This is a genomic window from Edaphovirga cremea, assembly GCF_003332275.1.
Classification (GTDB): Bacteria; Pseudomonadota; Gammaproteobacteria; order Enterobacterales; family Enterobacteriaceae; genus Edaphovirga; species Edaphovirga cremea.
Map to the genome: position 1 here is coordinate 1 of NZ_QOVA01000025.1, position 14,999 is coordinate 14,999.

Consider the following 14,999-nt stretch of genomic DNA (forward strand, 5'->3'; position numbering starts at 1 on the left):
AGGACACGTGGTGTCAACGGCAAAACCCGGTAACGCGGGAGGCAGATAATACGCTTTCCCGCCGAAGAGTCAAGCATTTTTCTTTTAAAAGAAACAGTGTTTTCACTGGCTTATCCCTTCCTGGCTGAGCGACTTGGTCTCGTTGGAGGAGTCGTTGTTCCCGGTCAGTGGAGGCGCATTATAGGGAGTTCTCGTCAGCCTGCAACCCCTAATTTCAAAAAACTTTTCAAGCGCTCATAATTTATACAAACGTGACTGCATCGGAATACAAAACACCCAACATGTCTCTTTTATAAGCTACGCAGAGGTGTTGGAAGCATGCAAAGTGTTAATCCTTTCTCTCTTTGCTTCCTTCTTCTTTAGAGAGCAATCAGCAAAAAGGGCCCGACGTTAAGTCGAGCCCTTCTATTAAGTATCGCTATTTAGCTATTCATCACTGCCTATCAGCTACAAACTGCTCACTGATGGGCGATGATGTGCCCATCTGCAACATCCAGCGTTACCGGGATACCCGGAATCAATTTGCCGGACAAGATCTGCTGAGCCAGCGGGTTTTCAATTTCCTGCTGGATGGCACGTTTCAACGGACGCGCACCATAAACAGGGTCGAAACCGGTGTTCCCTAACAGCTCCAATGCCGCATCGGTCAGCGTCACACTGTAGCCACGCTCTTCCAGTCGTTTGTACAGACGGTTCAACTGAATAAGAGCAATCGACTTGATGTGCGCGCGTCCCAGTGGATGGAAAACAACGAGCTCATCTATACGGTTGATGAATTCCGGACGGAAATGGTGACTGACGACTTCCATCACCGTCTCTTTCATCTGCGGATAATCCATCTGTCCAAACCGTTCCTGAATCAGATCAGAACCGAGGTTCGACGTCATGATAACCACCGTATTACGGAAATCCACGGTTCTCCCCTGACCATCGGTCAAGCGGCCATCATCCAGTACTTGCAATAAGATGTTGAAAACATCTGGATGCGCCTTCTCAACTTCATCCAGCAGGATGACCGAATAAGGTCGACGGCGAACAGCTTCCGTCAGATACCCCCCTTCTTCATACCCAACATAGCCTGGAGGTGCACCGACCAGACGCGATACCGAATGTTTTTCCATAAATTCGGACATATCGATACGCACCATGGCGTCATCACTGTCAAACAGGAACATCGCCAACGCTTTGCACAGCTCGGTTTTCCCTACCCCCGTTGGACCAAGGAACAGGAATGACCCGATCGGACGGTTCGGATCCGCCAAACCGGCACGGCTACGGCGGATAGCATTCGAGACAGCATCAACCGCCTCGTTCTGGCCAATAACCCGCTGATGCAGATCCTGCTCCATACGCAACAGTTTCTCGCGCTCACCCTCGAGCATCCGCGCCACTGGAATCCCGGTCCAACGCGCCAGGACTTCAGCAATTTCAGCTTCCGTTACCCGGTTGCGCAGCAACTTCATGGTCTTGCCTTCGGCTTGCGTCGCTGCGGCCAGTTGTTTCTCCAGTGCGGGAATTTTACCGTACTGCAATTCAGACATCCGGCCAAGGTCGCCCACACGACGAGCTTGCTCCAGTGTCAGCTTCGCTTGTTCAAGTTCCGCTTTGATATTCTGGGTGCCCGTCAGTGAAGCTTTCTCGGCTTTCCACTCTTCTTCCAGCTCGGAGTATTCACGCTCTTTCTGCTCTAATTCAGCGTTGAGCATTTCAAGACGTTTTATACTGGCATCATCAGACTCTTTTTTCAGGGCCTGCTGTTCCAGTTTCAACTGGATGATTCGGCGTTCCAGACGGTCAAGTGGCTCAGGCTTCGAGTCAATCTGCATACGAATGCTGGATGCCGCCTCATCAATCAGGTCAATGGCTTTGTCCGGCAACTGGCGATCGGCAATATAACGATGAGACAACGTGGCTGCCGCAACAATCGCCGGGTCAGTAATCTGCACATGGTGATGCAATTCGTAACGCTCTTTAAGACCACGAAGTATAGCGATAGTGTCTTCCACTGAAGGTTCGGCAACAAAAATTTTCTGGAACCGACGCTCCAATGCCGCATCTTTCTCTATATATTGACGATACTCGTCAAGCGTCGTTGCTCCCACACAGTGCAATTCACCACGAGCAAGCGCTGGCTTTAACATATTACCGGCATCCATAGCACCGTCGGCTTTACCGGCACCCACCATGGTATGCAATTCATCAATAAACAGGATGACGTTACCTTCCTGCTTTGAAAGATCGTTCAGTACGCCTTTCAAACGCTCTTCAAATTCACCCCGATATTTTGCGCCAGCAATCAGCGACCCCATATCCAGGGACAAAACGCGTTTATTTTTCAAGCCTTCAGGCACTTCACCATTAATGATGCGCAGAGCCAAACCTTCAACAATGGCGGTTTTACCCACACCTGGCTCACCAATCAATACAGGATTGTTTTTGGTACGGCGTTGCAACACCTGAATGGTGCGGCGAATTTCTTCATCACGACCAATGACAGGATCGAGTTTACCTTGTTCGGCACGCTCGGTGAGGTCGATGGTGAATTTCTTCAATGCCTGGCGCTGGTCTTCAGCTCCTTGATCATCCACAGAGTCACCTCCTCTCATTTGTTCAATCGCTTTACTGATTTTATCTGCCGTCGCGCCAGCGCTTTTCAACATATCAGTCAGCGTGCCGCGATCTTCCAGAACTGCCAGAACAAACAATTCGGAAGAGATAAATTTATCTGCGCGTTTTTGCGCAAGTTTGTCACATAAGTTTAAAACCCTAACCAATTCGTGGGAGGGTTGTACATCGCCACCCGTTCCCTCAACCTGAGGTAAACGCCCAAGTGCCTGTTCGATATCCTGACGCAACCGGCCTGTATCAATACCGGCAGAAGTCAGTAACGGACGCACGGTTCCCCCTTCCTGATTAAGCAAGGCGCTCATCAAGTGGAGAGGTTCAATAAATTGATTGTCGCGCCCAAGGGCAACGGATTGGGCATCTGCGAGGGCTAACTGGAATTTACTGGTAAGACGATCCAGACGCATAAATCCTCCAATACTGTTCAAAATTGCTACTGGAGATTAAATGAGGTCAACCCTCACGTTTTCAAGGTTATCTTGGCAGTATATTCGGATTATTTTTATGCGTCAGTGGATCGTCTTGATTTGATAGGTTATATCAGCCAGATCAAACTTGCCATACGGCCAGTGATTTCGTCGCGGCGATAAGAGAAAAAGCGTGATCTATCGCTTACCGTACAGAGACCGCCACCATAAATCTGTGAAACACCGACTGAGCGCAGGTGCAGCCTGGCCAAATGATAGATATCGGCCAGATATTTTCCATTCATCTGGGCAACAAAAGCCCCATTGGTCGTAGGCTCCTGCGCCATAAACGCGTCGCGAACCTCGCTACCCACTTCAAATTTCTGCGGTCCGATAGCCGGACCCAACCAGGCCATTATCTGCGAGGGCGGTGCAGAAAATTGTTGGATGGTACTCTCCAGAATACCCGCACACAGTCCGCGCCAACCGGCATGAGCAGCAGCGACCTCATCACCGGCGAGTGAACAGAACAAAACGGGGAGGCAGTCTGCCGTCATGATGGCACACACCTGTTGTTGCTGATGGGAATAAACCGCATCAGCCACGAAATGACCTTTTGTCTTCTGCCCCGATGCAAGCCGCACGACATCCGTGCCGTGCACTTGCTCCAGCCAATGCGGCATCTGCGGGAGATGCGCATACTTCACCAGCCGCTGACGATTTTCCTGCACGCTGACAGGATCATCACCAACGTGTGTTCCGAGATTCAACGAATCGTAAGGCGGCAGACTTATGCCACCAGCGCGCAACGTGCTGCACGCCTTGACAGTGGCAGGTGCAGGCCAGTCGGGTAACAGAAGAGAGTTCATCACCAATCCATCTGATCCTTGAATTGTTCAGTATCGGCTTTCAGTGCATTGATCAGGTCAACCATATCTTGCGGTAGCGGCGCATGCCACTCCATCTGAATCCCGGTAATCGGATGATAGAGGCGCAGCATTGTTGCGTGCAATGCCTGACGATCAAAACTGCGCAGCACTGCGATAAATTCGTCAGAAGCACCTTTCGGCGGACGCGGGCGGCCACCGTAGAGCTGATCGCCCACCAGCGGATGGTTAATGTGCGACATATGCACGCGAATCTGGTGAGTACGCCCGGTTTCCAGACGCAGGCGCAAACGCGTATGGGCGCGGAAATGCTCCATAATGCGATAGTGCGTTACCGCTGGCTTACCCATCGGATGAACCGCCATATGGGTACGTTTGGTGGAATGGCGGGCAATTGGCTCTTCAACCAGGCCACCAGCCGTCATCGTGCCAATGGCCACTGCTTCATATTCGCGAGTAATTTCCCGCGCTTGCAACGCTTCAACCAGACGCGTCTGTGCAGGTACCGTTTTGGCGACCACCATCAGACCGGTAGTGTCTTTATCCAGACGGTGAACAATGCCCGCACGCGGTACATCCATAATTTCAGGATAGTAATGCAATAGCGCATTCAATACCGTGCCGTCGGGGTTTCCTGCTCCAGGATGAACAACCAGATCGCGCGGTTTATTGATAACCAGAATATCAGTATCTTCATAAACGATATCAAGTGCGATATCCTGCGCTTCCCAGCGGGCTTCTTCTTCTATTTGAGCATCAATAGCGACGATCTCGCCGCCCAACACTTTTTCTTTCGGTTTGTTGACTGTTTTACTGTTTACCGATACCCGATCGTCCAGGATCCACTCTTTTATGCGTGATCGTGAATAATCAGGGAACAATTCGGCCAAAGCCTGATCTAAACGTTGACCGAGTTGAGATTCGGCCACCGTTGCGGTGAGTTGTACTTGTTGTGCCATATGCAGCTTCTTCGTTAACGTTGGGTTTTCACGGCGATGCCGTTTAAAATAATGTGCTATTGTAGCTGGTCTTTGTCGGGAGCTTAACGGACAGTCTCCCGGAATAACACCCTGAGGATAATCAAAACGTCATGACGCGTATGAAATATCTGGTGGCTGCAGCCACGTTGAGCCTGGCGCTGGCTGGTTGCTCCAGTTCCAAGGATGCGGTTCCCGACAATCCGCCTTCGGAACTCTATGCGACCGCTCAGCAAAAACTGCAGGACGGTAACTTCAAAGGAGCTATTGCACAACTGGAAGCGTTAGATAACCGCTATCCGTTTGGGCCTTACTCCCAGCAAGTTCAACTGGATCTGATTTACGCTTACTATAAATCGGCAGACTTGCCGTTAGCGCAAGCATCGATTGACCGGTTTATGCGTCTTAACCCCACGCATCCGAATATCGATTACGTGATGTATATGCGTGGTCTGACCGACATGGCGCTGGATGACAGTGCATTACAGGGCTTCTTTGGCGTTGATCGTTCCGATCGCGATCCACAACATGCTCGCGCCGCATTCCGCGACTTTAGTCAGCTGATTCAGGGCTACCCTAATAGTCAATACGTCACTGATGCGAATAAGCGGCTGGTCTATCTGAAAGAACGCCTGGCCAAATATGAGCTGTCAGTTGCGCAATACTACACGAAACGTGGCGCTTACGTTGCAGTAGTTAATCGTGTTGAACAGATGATGAAAGATTATCCGGATACGCAGGCAACCCGCGACGCATTGCCACTTATGGAAAATGCCTACAAACAGCTTCAACTGAATGCTCAGGCAGACAAAGTAGCCAAGATTATTGATGCGAATAAAAGCTGAGAATAGCTAAAGGCAGGTATGATAAAAACGGTGGCTTCGGCTACCGTTTTTTTTTCGGCTTTTTTAATAAGACGCGCAACTATCTACAAAATTCAGCCACACCAATGACTGGCAGAAACCGTAAATTCCGCCACCTAACTTACTGATACTGCGGCATTGCGCGCCAAGCTTCAAGCAAAAGTTACCCATTACTTACCCACCATCACATAACATGCTGACTTGACAAAAAGTGACAAAATTATGTGATTTTCATCACCCATTTTGTGCAAAAGCGCGTTATGCTGAATCTATCCTAAGACGGAAAGACAGAGAGGTAAGTTCTATGACAATCAATATCACCAGCAAACAAATGGATATTACTGAAGCAATTCGTCAGCACGTCGAAGACCGTCTCGCTAAACTGGATAAATGGCAAGCTCACCTGATTAATCCTCACATAGTGCTTTCAAAAGATCCAAAGGGATTTGTCGCGGATGCCACTATCAGCACGCCTAACGGCCCGTTGGTTGCCAGCGCCAAACATATTGACATGTACGCCGCCATCAATGAGTTGATTACCAAACTTGAACGCCAACTGAACAAGGTTCAGCACAAAGGCGAAGCACGCAGAGCGGCAACCTGCGTAAAAGATGTGAACCTGGAGCCTCTGGAAGCAGAAGAATAACTTCAAGCCAGTCGTCACACCAACGCGCTCAATGAGCGCGTTTTTTATTGACAAAAAAACGCCAGCAGTTAAGTTAAAACACTATTCCCCACAAAATGATCGCTGAACATGATACGAACCCTGTTTTTCTTCGCATTCTTTTTTACCTTCCCCTGACTGGGAGGCGTTTCGTCGTGTGATAAAGAATGCGAAGACGAACAAAAAAGCCTCCCTAAAACGGAGGCTTTTTTTATGATTAAATATAAAAGGCAGACACTATGAGCGAGAACCCTTTATCGGCACTGCGTGAACGTATCAGTGCCGTTGATCTAAAACTGTTGGAGTTGCTGGCGGAACGCCGTGCATTGGCCGTTGACGTGGCAAAAACCAAACTGCACACGCACCGACCTATTCGTGACAAAGAGCGTGAGCGTGATTTACTTGACTCACTGATTGAAGAAGGCAAAAAGCAGGGGTTGAATGGCTATTACATCACCCGTCTCTTCCAATTGATTATTGAAGATTCCGTACTGACCCAACAGGCTCTGCTGCAACAACAATTGAACCAGACTTCATTTCGTTCTGCCCGTATCGCTTTTCTGGGACCAAAAGGGTCTTACTCACATCTCGCCGCACGCCAGTATGCTGCACGCCATGTCGATCAAATCATCGAATGCGGCTGCCTGAAATTCCAGGACATCTTTACCCAGGTTGAAACCGGTCAGGCTGACTTTGCCGTTCTCCCTATTGAGAACACCAGTTCCGGCTCAATCAATGACGTCTACGATTTACTGCAACACACCAGCCTGTCGATTGTCGGCGAGATGACCAATCCTATCGACCACTGTGTGCTTATTGCAGCAGAAACCGATCTCTCACAGATTGAAACGGTTTACAGCCATCCGCAACCGTTCCAGCAATGCAGCCAGTTCCTCAATCGCTTCCCGCACTGGAAAATCGAATATTGCGAAAGCACTGCTGCCGCCATGGAAAAAGTGGCCGCCATGAAATCCCCGCATGTTGCCGCATTGGGCAGCGAGGCTGGTGGTGCGCTCTATCAGTTGCAGGTTTTGGAACATAATCTGGCGAACCAGGAACAGAACATCACCCGCTTTATCGTTCTGGCCAGAAAACCTATTGATGTCTCGGATCAGGTACCGGCGAAAACCACGTTAATCATGGCAACCGGTCAGCAATCAGGTGCACTGGTCGAAGCGTTACTCGTATTGCGTGAGCATGGCATTATCATGACCAAGCTTGAGTCACGTCCTATCAATGGTAATCCATGGGAAGAGATGTTTTATATCGACGTGCAGGCCAACCTGCGTTCGGAAGCCATGAATAAAGCCCTGCGTGATTTGACGCCAATCACCCGCTCCCTGAAAGTGCTGGGCTGTTATCCAAGTGAAAACGTGGTGCCCGTCAATCCAAGCTAAAAAAATGGCCATATCCGCATAGATATGGCCATTTTCTTTCGATGTGAAATCTGCTGCTCAGAAACTAGCGGTTGTCATTGGCCTGCCGCAGCAGAGAACGACTTTCAACCAGGAACCGCTGGGCGTAATCGCCAAACCAGTGTTCAACCTTTTTGAAACTGTCGACAAACGCTTGCTTATCACCATGCTCAAGCAATTTTATCGCTTCGCCAAACCGCTGGTAATAACGTTTAATCAACGCCAGATTATTCTCTGAGGACATAATAATGTCCGCATAGAGTTGAGGATCTTGAGCAAACAACCGACCAACCATCGCCAACTCCAGGCGATAAATGGGCGATGAAAGCGCCAGCAGTTGTTCCAACTGCACATTCTCTTCCGCCAGGTGCAAGCCGTAAGCAAATGTCGCAAAGTGCCTCAACGCCTGAATAAAGGCCATATTCTGATCGTGCTCTACCGCGCTGATGCGATGCAATCTGGCCCCCCAGACCTGCAGTTGCTCCAGCAGCCATTGATACGCCTCAGGCTCACGACCATCGCAATACACCACTACCTGTTTCGCCAAACTGCCAACGTCCGGGCCAAACATTGGATGCAATCCAACAACCGGCCCCTCATGCACAGCCAACATTGCCTGCAAAGGACGGTTTTTCACGGACGCCAGATCAACCAGAATACAGTCGTCAGGAAGTTTGGGCAGGCGGGAAATCACCTGCTCGGTAACGTGAATGGGCACGCTGACAATAACCATACCGGCATCGGATAACAGTTCTTCAGCCCGCGGCCAATCTTCCTGTTCAAGAATACGGACCTGATAACCCGATAAACCCAACATGCGGCTGAACAACCGTCCCATTTGCCCATCACCACCAATAATGACGATAGGACGCAGTTGCGGGCGGAGCGTTTTGAAGCCTTTATCGTTCTCACTGGAATATGACTCACGCATCACGCGGCGTAATACATCCTCAATAAGATCGGCAGGCACACCCAGCGCCTCGGCCTCTTTGCGTCGCGATGCGAGCATTGAAGCCTCACGATCGGGAACGTAGATCGGCAAACCATAACGGCTTTTCACCTCCCCCACTTCCGCAACCAGGTTCAGGCGCTTTGCCAGTAAATCCAGCAACGCTTTATCCACTTCATCAATTTGATCGCGTAGTGCGGTCAGTTCAGCCACCATGAATTCTTACACTCCTTTATTTCGTGACTTCAGCGGGTTCCCCAACTGCTGGTGCATCTCACGCAGCAGGGTTTCGGTGCTTTCCCAGTTGATGCAAGCATCGGTAACAGACATACCGTAACGCATATTTGCGCGAGGCTGTTCAGAAGACTGGTTGCCTTCATGCAGATTACTCTCGATCATCACACCCGTAATCGAGCGGTTCCCGGCTTTTATCTGTTCAATCACTGAGTCTGCCACCTCAGGCTGACGACGGTAATCTTTGTTTGAGTTGCCATGACTGCAATCTATCATCAAGGACGGATTGAGTCCTGCTTCCTGCATCTGTTTTTCACAGGCTGCGACATGTTCTGCGCTGTAGTTCGGCGTTTTGCCGCCGCGCAGAATGACGTGCCCATCGGGATTACCCTGGGTTTGCAACAGGCAAACCTGGCCGGACTGATTGATACCGACGAAGCGATGCGGCATGGCAGCAGCGCGCATGGCGTTGATAGCCGTACCCAGGCTGCCATCTGTGCCATTTTTGAAACCCACAGGCATTGAAAGACCAGAGGCCATTTCGCGGTGGGTTTGCGACTCGGTGGTTCTCGCACCAATGGCGGACCAACTGAACAGATCGCCAAGGTATTGTGGACTGTTTGGATCCAGCGCTTCTGTCGCCAGAGGCAGCCCCATTCCTACAAGTTCCAGTAACAGGCGACGGGCAATATGAAAACCGCCTTCGACATCGAATGAACCATCCATATGCGGATCGTTGATCAGCCCTTTCCAACCGACCGTCGTTCTTGGTTTTTCGAAGTAAACCCGCATGACAATATATAAGTGATCGCTTAATTCAGCAGCCAATGTTTTCAGATGTCTAGCGTAGTCGAGTGCCGCATCTGGATCATGAATCGAGCAAGGCCCACATACCACTAACAGACGATGATCGCGACCCTGAACGATATTGGCGATCGTTTTACGCGCCAATTCGATTTCACTTTGATCGGTATCACTGAGGGGGTGCTGATTTTTCAGTTCTTCTGGCGTAATAAGTATCTGTTCTGCACTGATGTGAACGTTATTGAGTGCGTCTTTTTGCATTATCATAATTATACCTGTCTCTATTATCCGTGTGCTTCAGCGAGAATCTAAAGCTATGGATGATACAATACCATGCCATGTAAAGTTTTCAACCCAACACCGTAAAGATTTAATTACCACAAATTAAGAATGGAAATAGGAATAGCAGAAGGTATGGCAGGTAAATCGCTGACAAGGCGCTCAATATAAATTCACTATTTACAACAAGTTAAATTAACTCTCTCTTTATTAAGTACAATCATCGCTCTGAAATAGAGTTCTTATCCAACTAAGTGTAATTAAAAGTTTACATAAATATTACCCCCCCTTCTCAACGGATATTTTATCGCCATGATCGTAGCTTAAATTAAAAAAAAACGGCCCGCAAATGCGGGCCGTTAACATGAGAATGTCGCCTAAGCGATTATCAGTTAAGACGCTCTTTGATACGAGCAGACTTACCAGTACGCTCACGCAGGTAGTACAGTTTGGCTTGACGAACGGCACCACGACGTTTCACAGTAATGCTGTCGATTACTGGGGAGTGAGTCTGGAATACACGCTCAACACCTTCGCCGTTAGAAATCTTACGAACAGTGAATGCAGAGTGCAGACCGCGGTTACGAATAGCGATAACCACGCCCTCGAATGCCTGCAGACGTTTTTTGGTACCTTCAACGACCCATACCTTAACTTCCACGGAATCACCCGGACGGAAAGCAGGTACGTCTTGCTTCATCTGCTCTTGTTCAATTTGCTTGATAATATTGCTCATAATATGTCTCTTACCCTAGGTAAACTGATATATCGGGATCGTTGGCACGTATGCTCACACGTTCCCTTCATAGTCTGGTTGACTGGACTGATATTCACGACGGAATTCAGCCAGCAACTTCTGTTGCTCGTCAGTCAGAGCTAGGCTTTCCAGAAGTTCAGGTCTTCTAAGCCAGGTACGGCCCAACGACTGCTTCAGACGCCAGCGACGAATCTCGGCATGATTCCCCGACAGCAATACCGCCGGTACTTCCATGCCTTCCAACACCTCGGGACGGGTATAGTGCGGACAGTCCAACAATCCGTCGACAAAAGAGTCCTCTTCTGCCGATGCCTGATGACCCAGAACACCCGGTATAAAACGGGAGACCGAATCAACCAAAGCCATTGCCGGTAATTCACCACCGCTGAGTACGTAATCGCCAATTGACCATTCTTCATCAATTTCAGTTTTGATTACGCGCTCATCTATTCCCTCATACCGGCCACAGACCAGAATCATCTTCTGATACGTTGCCAGTTCGCGAACTCCTTGCTGATCAAGTTTGCGCCCTTGAGGTGACAGATAAATCACTTTTGCGCCTTCACCTGCCGCCGCTTTTGCTGCATGAATAGCTTCCCGCAAGGGTTGAACCATCATCAGCATTCCGGGGCCACCGCCATATGGGCGATCATCCACGGTACGGTGCCGATCGTAGGTGAAGTCACGAGGACTCCAGCATTGTACGTTCAGCAGGCCATTTTTTACTGCCCGGCCAGTTACCCCGTAATCGGTGATTGCGCGGAACATCTCAGGAAACAGGCTGACTATACCAATAAACACAAGCCCATCCCCATCCACTCATCTTTTCCGTTGATCTCGGAGGTCAAAAACCAGGATCCCAATCTACTTCAATCGCTTGAGCAGTGAGATCGACTTTCTTGATAACCTGCCCATCGAGGAACGGGATCAACCGCTCCTTGAGTCCGAATGCATCTTTCAGGTTTGCTTTAACGACCATCACATCATTAGAACCGGTTTCCATCATATCGATGATTTTACCCAATTCATAACCGGAGGTGGTTACTACCTGACAACCAATAAGGTCTTTCCAGTAGTAGTCACCGTCAGTGAGTGCTGGCAGTTGCGCAGAATCCACGACAATCTCGCGATTGGTCAGTAAATTCGCGGCTTCCCGATCGTCAACGCCTTTGACTTTGATGATCAGATCCTGATTGTGGCGCTTCCAGCTTTCCAGCTCGAGTTGCTGCCACTTACCCGCCTGCTGGATAAACCACGGCTGGTAGTCAAAAATGCTTTCGGCATCTTCGGTGGATGAAAACACTCTGAGCCAACCACGAATTCCGTAGGTAGAACCCAGCTTACCGAGCACGATTGGCTCTTCGGGAACCCCAGTATTAAGTTGCTTGCTCATAGCTACCACCGCGACAGATTACGCTGCTTTCTTAGCTTCTTTGATCAGCGAAGATACGCGATCAGAAACGGTTGCACCCAGTTCAACCCAATGGTTGATACGATCCAGGTCCAGACGCAGTGCTTCAGCCTGACCAGATGCGATCGGGTTGAAGAAGCCTACACGCTCGATGAAACGACCATCACGTGCATTGCGGCTATCGGTCACTACTACTTGATAGAACGGACGCTTTTTAGCGCCGCCACGTGCCAAACGAATTGTTACCATAACATCCTCTTAAGTTAATAAAACACTTGGGCCCCATCGGGGAACGGGGCCCAAGTGCTATATAAAAAGCCCGAAAATTTTACTCATTTTGGCGCAAAAAGCAATCGAAAGCGTATTTAGTTCACGACGCCGCTTTGCCAGGGGTAAAAAATCCGGTGATTAGCGGCCGGGGAATCCGGGTGGCATCATACCTTTCATGCCACGCATCATCTTCGACAAACCGCCCTTTTTCATTTTCTTCATCATGCGCTGCATTTCGTCAAACTGCTTCAACAGACGGTTGACGTCCTGCACCTGCATACCTGAACCCGCAGCGATACGACGCTTACGGGATCCTTTGATGATTTCCGGCTTGGCACGTTCTTTCAGCGTCATTGAATTAATGATCGCCTCCATCCGCACCAGGACTTTGTCATCCATTTGCGACTTCACATTATCAGGCAGTTGCCCGGCACCTGGCAATTTGCTCAGCATGCTGGCCATACCACCCATATTGCGCATCTGTTTTAACTGATCAAGGAAATCGGTCAGATCAAAACCGTCCCCTTTTTTCAATTTACTGGCCAGCTTTTCAGCCTGGTCACGGTCTACTTTGCTTTCAATGTCCTCGATCAGGGACAGTACGTCGCCCATCCCCAGAATACGGGAGGCGATACGATCGGGGTGGAATGGCTCAAGCGCCTCATTCTTCTCACCCACGCCAAGGAATTTGATTGGCTTGCCGGTAATATGACGAATTGACAGTGCCGCCCCGCCACGCGCATCACCGTCAACTTTGGTCAACACCACGCCAGTTAACGGCAGGGCCTCGTTGAAAGCTTTGGCGGTATTGGCCGCATCCTGTCCGGTCATTGCATCGACAACAAACAGGGTTTCAACAGGATTAATCGCTGCATGGATGTGTTTAATTTCATCCATCATCGCTTCATCAACGTGCAAACGACCTGCGGTATCGACAATCAGGACATCATAAAACTTCAGTTTAGCCTGTTGCAGGGCGCGGCTCACAATATCAACCGGCTTTTCCTGAATATCCGAGGCGAAGAAATCCACACCCACCTGTCCTGCCAGCGTCTCCAACTGCTTGATCGCCGCAGGGCGATAAACGTCGGCAGAAACTACCAGAACCTTCTTCTTGTGTTTTTCTTTTAAAAACTTGGCCAGTTTGCCGACGCTGGTTGTTTTACCCGCCCCTTGCAGACCGGCCATAAGCACCACAGCCGGAGGCTGCGCAGCAAGATTCAGTTCAGTATTTGCATCACCCATGGCCGCCGTAAGTTCGTTTTTAACGATTTTTACGAACTCCTGACCCGGCGTCAGGCTTTTGTTGACATCATGTCCAACCGCGCTCTCTTTCACACGACTGATAAAATCACGGACAACAGGCAGCGCAACGTCGGCTTCCAACAGAGCCATGCGTACTTCACGCAGCGTATCTTTAATATTTTCTTCGGTCAGCCGCCCACGGCCGCTGATATTGCGCAACGTGCGCGACAATCGATCGCTTAAGTTCTCAAACATCGTCTCTTGCTCAACGTAATGACAGCCGCCTTGGCGACACAATTGCGGGATTATAACACGAAGCGCGCACGATCTCTGCCCCCGCTACGGAGATCGGTTGGAGCGTGACGCTGCTAACGTTATACTGACCGCCTGACCCATTTATGAAGCCAGATAAAACGCTATGCCAGTTTTCGCCATTGTGGCCATGATTGCTTACTTACTCAGCCTTGGGCTGGTTATTCCCAGCCTCGTACGCCAGAAAAGTGCGTTTCGGCGGCTGGCGCTGATCTCGGCTGCTGTGGCTCTGATTTGTCACGCTATCGCCTTGCAACAGCGGATCTTCGACGTCAGTACCGGTCAAAATCTCAGCATGGTCAATGTCGGTTCCATTGTCAGCCTGATTATCTGCACCGTCATGACGTATGTCGCCTCACGCAACCGCGGTTGGTTTTTCCTGCCGATCGTCTACAGCTTTGCGCTGATCAATCTGGCGTTCGTGAGTTTCCTGCCCGGTGAGTTTATTACACACCTTGAGGCCAGCCGTGGTCTGTTGATTCATATAGGTCTGGCGCTTTTTTCATACGCTACTCTGATGATTGCAGCACTTTATGCGCTGCAACTGGCATGGCTTGATTACCTGCTTAAAAATAAGAAACTGGCATTCAGCTCTGATATGCCACCGCTGATGAGCATCGAGCGCAAGCTGTTCCACGTCACACAAGTGGGCGTTGTTCTGCTGACCCTAACGCTGTGTACCGGATTGTTCTATATGGATAATCTGTTCAACAAGGAGAATGTGCATAAAGCCGTGCTGTCAATAATGGCCTGGTTTGTGTATATCGTTTTACTCTGGGGGCACTATCATGAAGGTTGGCGTGGGCGTCGCGTGGTGTGGTTTAGTATGGCGGGTGCGCTGCTACTGACCCTGGCGTATTTCGGTAGCCGACTGGTTCAGCAGGTGATCGTTTCCTGACC

15 protein-coding genes and 1 other annotated feature are annotated in these 14,999 nt (G+C 49.8%); of the genes, 5 read left to right on the forward strand and 10 right to left on the reverse strand.

Annotated features, from left to right (window positions below; all coding sequences use genetic code 11):
- Positions 1 to 458 precede the first annotated feature (458 nt).
- The 3 genes from clpB to rluD form a co-directional block, all read right to left on the reverse strand.
- Positions 459 to 3,032: an ATP-dependent chaperone ClpB gene (gene clpB, locus DRI82_RS20495; RefSeq protein ID WP_114195769.1), complete on the reverse strand. Its 2,574-nt coding sequence runs from the start codon at positions 3,030 to 3,032 to the stop codon at positions 459 to 461.
- A 128-nt stretch (positions 3,033 to 3,160) separates the two neighbouring features.
- Entirely contained in the window at positions 3,161 to 3,901 is a 741-nt protein-coding gene (gene yfiH / locus DRI82_RS20500) for a purine nucleoside phosphorylase YfiH (RefSeq protein ID WP_114195770.1), read from the reverse strand.
- Positions 3,901 to 4,878 (reverse strand): 23S rRNA pseudouridine(1911/1915/1917) synthase RluD, encoded by a 978-nt coding sequence (rluD, locus tag DRI82_RS20505; protein WP_114195771.1) that lies wholly within the window; start codon positions 4,876 to 4,878, stop codon positions 3,901 to 3,903. Before rluD ends, yfiH begins: the two co-directional genes overlap by 1 nt.
- A gap of 131 nt (positions 4,879 to 5,009) precedes the next feature.
- Between rluD and bamD the strand changes: the two genes are divergently transcribed.
- The 4 genes from bamD to pheA all read left to right on the forward strand — a co-directional run bounded on the left by bamD (position 5,010) and on the right by pheA (position 7,820).
- Positions 5,010 to 5,741 carry an outer membrane protein assembly factor BamD gene (gene bamD / locus DRI82_RS20515; protein ID WP_114195772.1) on the forward strand — a complete coding sequence of 244 codons (732 nt, stop codon included), beginning with the start codon at positions 5,010 to 5,012 and terminating at the stop codon, positions 5,739 to 5,741.
- 322 nt (positions 5,742 to 6,063) lie between these two features.
- On the forward strand, positions 6,064 to 6,405 hold the full coding sequence (raiA, locus tag DRI82_RS20520) for a ribosome-associated translation inhibitor RaiA (protein WP_114195773.1): 342 nt from the start codon (positions 6,064 to 6,066) through the stop codon (positions 6,403 to 6,405).
- Between the two features lie 107 nt (positions 6,406 to 6,512).
- Positions 6,513 to 6,638 (forward strand) — a sequence feature (Phe leader region).
- Positions 6,514 to 6,561: a pheA operon leader peptide PheL gene (gene pheL, locus DRI82_RS24155; RefSeq protein WP_211317702.1), complete on the forward strand. Its 48-nt coding sequence runs from the start codon at positions 6,514 to 6,516 to the stop codon at positions 6,559 to 6,561. It overlaps the preceding feature by 48 nt.
- A gap of 24 nt (positions 6,639 to 6,662) precedes the next feature.
- Positions 6,663 to 7,820, forward strand: coding sequence for a bifunctional chorismate mutase/prephenate dehydratase (gene pheA / locus DRI82_RS20525; RefSeq protein WP_114195774.1), 1,158 nt, complete (start codon positions 6,663 to 6,665; stop codon positions 7,818 to 7,820).
- A gap of 64 nt (positions 7,821 to 7,884) precedes the next feature.
- On the opposite strand, the gene tyrA is transcribed toward pheA, so the two are convergent.
- The 7 genes from tyrA to ffh form a co-directional block, all read right to left on the reverse strand.
- A complete protein-coding gene (tyrA, locus tag DRI82_RS20530; protein WP_114195775.1) occupies positions 7,885 to 9,003 on the reverse strand; it encodes a bifunctional chorismate mutase/prephenate dehydrogenase in 1,119 nt (372 codons plus the stop codon).
- A gap of 6 nt (positions 9,004 to 9,009) precedes the next feature.
- Positions 9,010 to 10,086 carry a 3-deoxy-7-phosphoheptulonate synthase gene (locus DRI82_RS20535; protein ID WP_114195809.1) on the reverse strand — a complete coding sequence of 359 codons (1,077 nt, stop codon included), beginning with the start codon at positions 10,084 to 10,086 and terminating at the stop codon, positions 9,010 to 9,012.
- Positions 10,087 to 10,492: 406 nt separating this feature from the next.
- Positions 10,493 to 10,840 carry a 50S ribosomal protein L19 gene (rplS, locus tag DRI82_RS20540; protein WP_114195776.1) on the reverse strand — a complete coding sequence of 116 codons (348 nt, stop codon included), beginning with the start codon at positions 10,838 to 10,840 and terminating at the stop codon, positions 10,493 to 10,495.
- 54 nt (positions 10,841 to 10,894) lie between these two features.
- Positions 10,895 to 11,662 carry a tRNA (guanosine(37)-N1)-methyltransferase TrmD gene (gene trmD, locus DRI82_RS20545; protein WP_114195810.1) on the reverse strand — a complete coding sequence of 256 codons (768 nt, stop codon included), beginning with the start codon at positions 11,660 to 11,662 and terminating at the stop codon, positions 10,895 to 10,897.
- A gap of 43 nt (positions 11,663 to 11,705) precedes the next feature.
- Entirely contained in the window at positions 11,706 to 12,254 is a 549-nt protein-coding gene (gene rimM / locus DRI82_RS20550; protein ID WP_114195777.1) for a ribosome maturation factor RimM, read from the reverse strand.
- An 18-nt stretch (positions 12,255 to 12,272) separates the two neighbouring features.
- The gene (gene rpsP, locus DRI82_RS20555; RefSeq protein ID WP_114195778.1) at positions 12,273 to 12,521 is read right to left on the reverse strand and encodes a 30S ribosomal protein S16; all 249 of its coding nucleotides are present in this window, start codon (positions 12,519 to 12,521) and stop codon (positions 12,273 to 12,275) included.
- Between the two features lie 159 nt (positions 12,522 to 12,680).
- Positions 12,681 to 14,042, reverse strand: a complete 1,362-nt coding sequence (ffh, locus tag DRI82_RS20560; protein WP_114195779.1) for a signal recognition particle protein — start codon at positions 14,040 to 14,042, stop codon at positions 12,681 to 12,683.
- A gap of 163 nt (positions 14,043 to 14,205) precedes the next feature.
- Between ffh and DRI82_RS20565 the strand changes: the two genes are divergently transcribed.
- The gene (locus tag DRI82_RS20565) at positions 14,206 to 14,997 is read left to right on the forward strand and encodes a cytochrome C assembly family protein (RefSeq protein WP_114195780.1); all 792 of its coding nucleotides are present in this window, start codon (positions 14,206 to 14,208) and stop codon (positions 14,995 to 14,997) included.
- The last annotated feature ends 2 nt before the right edge of the window (positions 14,998 to 14,999 follow it).

Excerpts from the sequence above, each read along its gene's own strand:
- clpB (WP_114195769.1), bottom strand. The coding sequence starts at position 3,032 with ATGCGTCTGGATCGTCTTACCAGTAAATTCCAGTTAGCCCTCGCAGAT.
- yfiH (WP_114195770.1), bottom strand. The coding sequence starts at position 3,901 with ATGAACTCTCTTCTGTTACCCGACTGGCCTGCACCTGCCACTGTCAAG.
- rluD (WP_114195771.1), bottom strand. The coding sequence starts at position 4,878 with ATGGCACAACAAGTACAACTCACCGCAACGGTGGCCGAATCTCAACTC.
- bamD (WP_114195772.1), top strand. The coding sequence starts at position 5,010 with ATGACGCGTATGAAATATCTGGTGGCTGCAGCCACGTTGAGCCTGGCG.
- raiA (WP_114195773.1), top strand. The coding sequence starts at position 6,064 with ATGACAATCAATATCACCAGCAAACAAATGGATATTACTGAAGCAATT.
- pheA (WP_114195774.1), top strand. The coding sequence starts at position 6,663 with ATGAGCGAGAACCCTTTATCGGCACTGCGTGAACGTATCAGTGCCGTT.
- tyrA (WP_114195775.1), bottom strand. The coding sequence starts at position 9,003 with ATGGTGGCTGAACTGACCGCACTACGCGATCAAATTGATGAAGTGGAT.
- DRI82_RS20535 (WP_114195809.1), bottom strand. The coding sequence starts at position 10,086 with ATGCAAAAAGACGCACTCAATAACGTTCACATCAGTGCAGAACAGATA.
- rplS (WP_114195776.1), bottom strand. The coding sequence starts at position 10,840 with ATGAGCAATATTATCAAGCAAATTGAACAAGAGCAGATGAAGCAAGAC.
- rimM (WP_114195777.1), bottom strand. The coding sequence starts at position 12,254 with ATGAGCAAGCAACTTAATACTGGGGTTCCCGAAGAGCCAATCGTGCTC.
- rpsP (WP_114195778.1), bottom strand. The coding sequence starts at position 12,521 with ATGGTAACAATTCGTTTGGCACGTGGCGGCGCTAAAAAGCGTCCGTTC.
- ffh (WP_114195779.1), bottom strand. The coding sequence starts at position 14,042 with ATGTTTGAGAACTTAAGCGATCGATTGTCGCGCACGTTGCGCAATATC.
- DRI82_RS20565 (WP_114195780.1), top strand. The coding sequence starts at position 14,206 with ATGCCAGTTTTCGCCATTGTGGCCATGATTGCTTACTTACTCAGCCTT.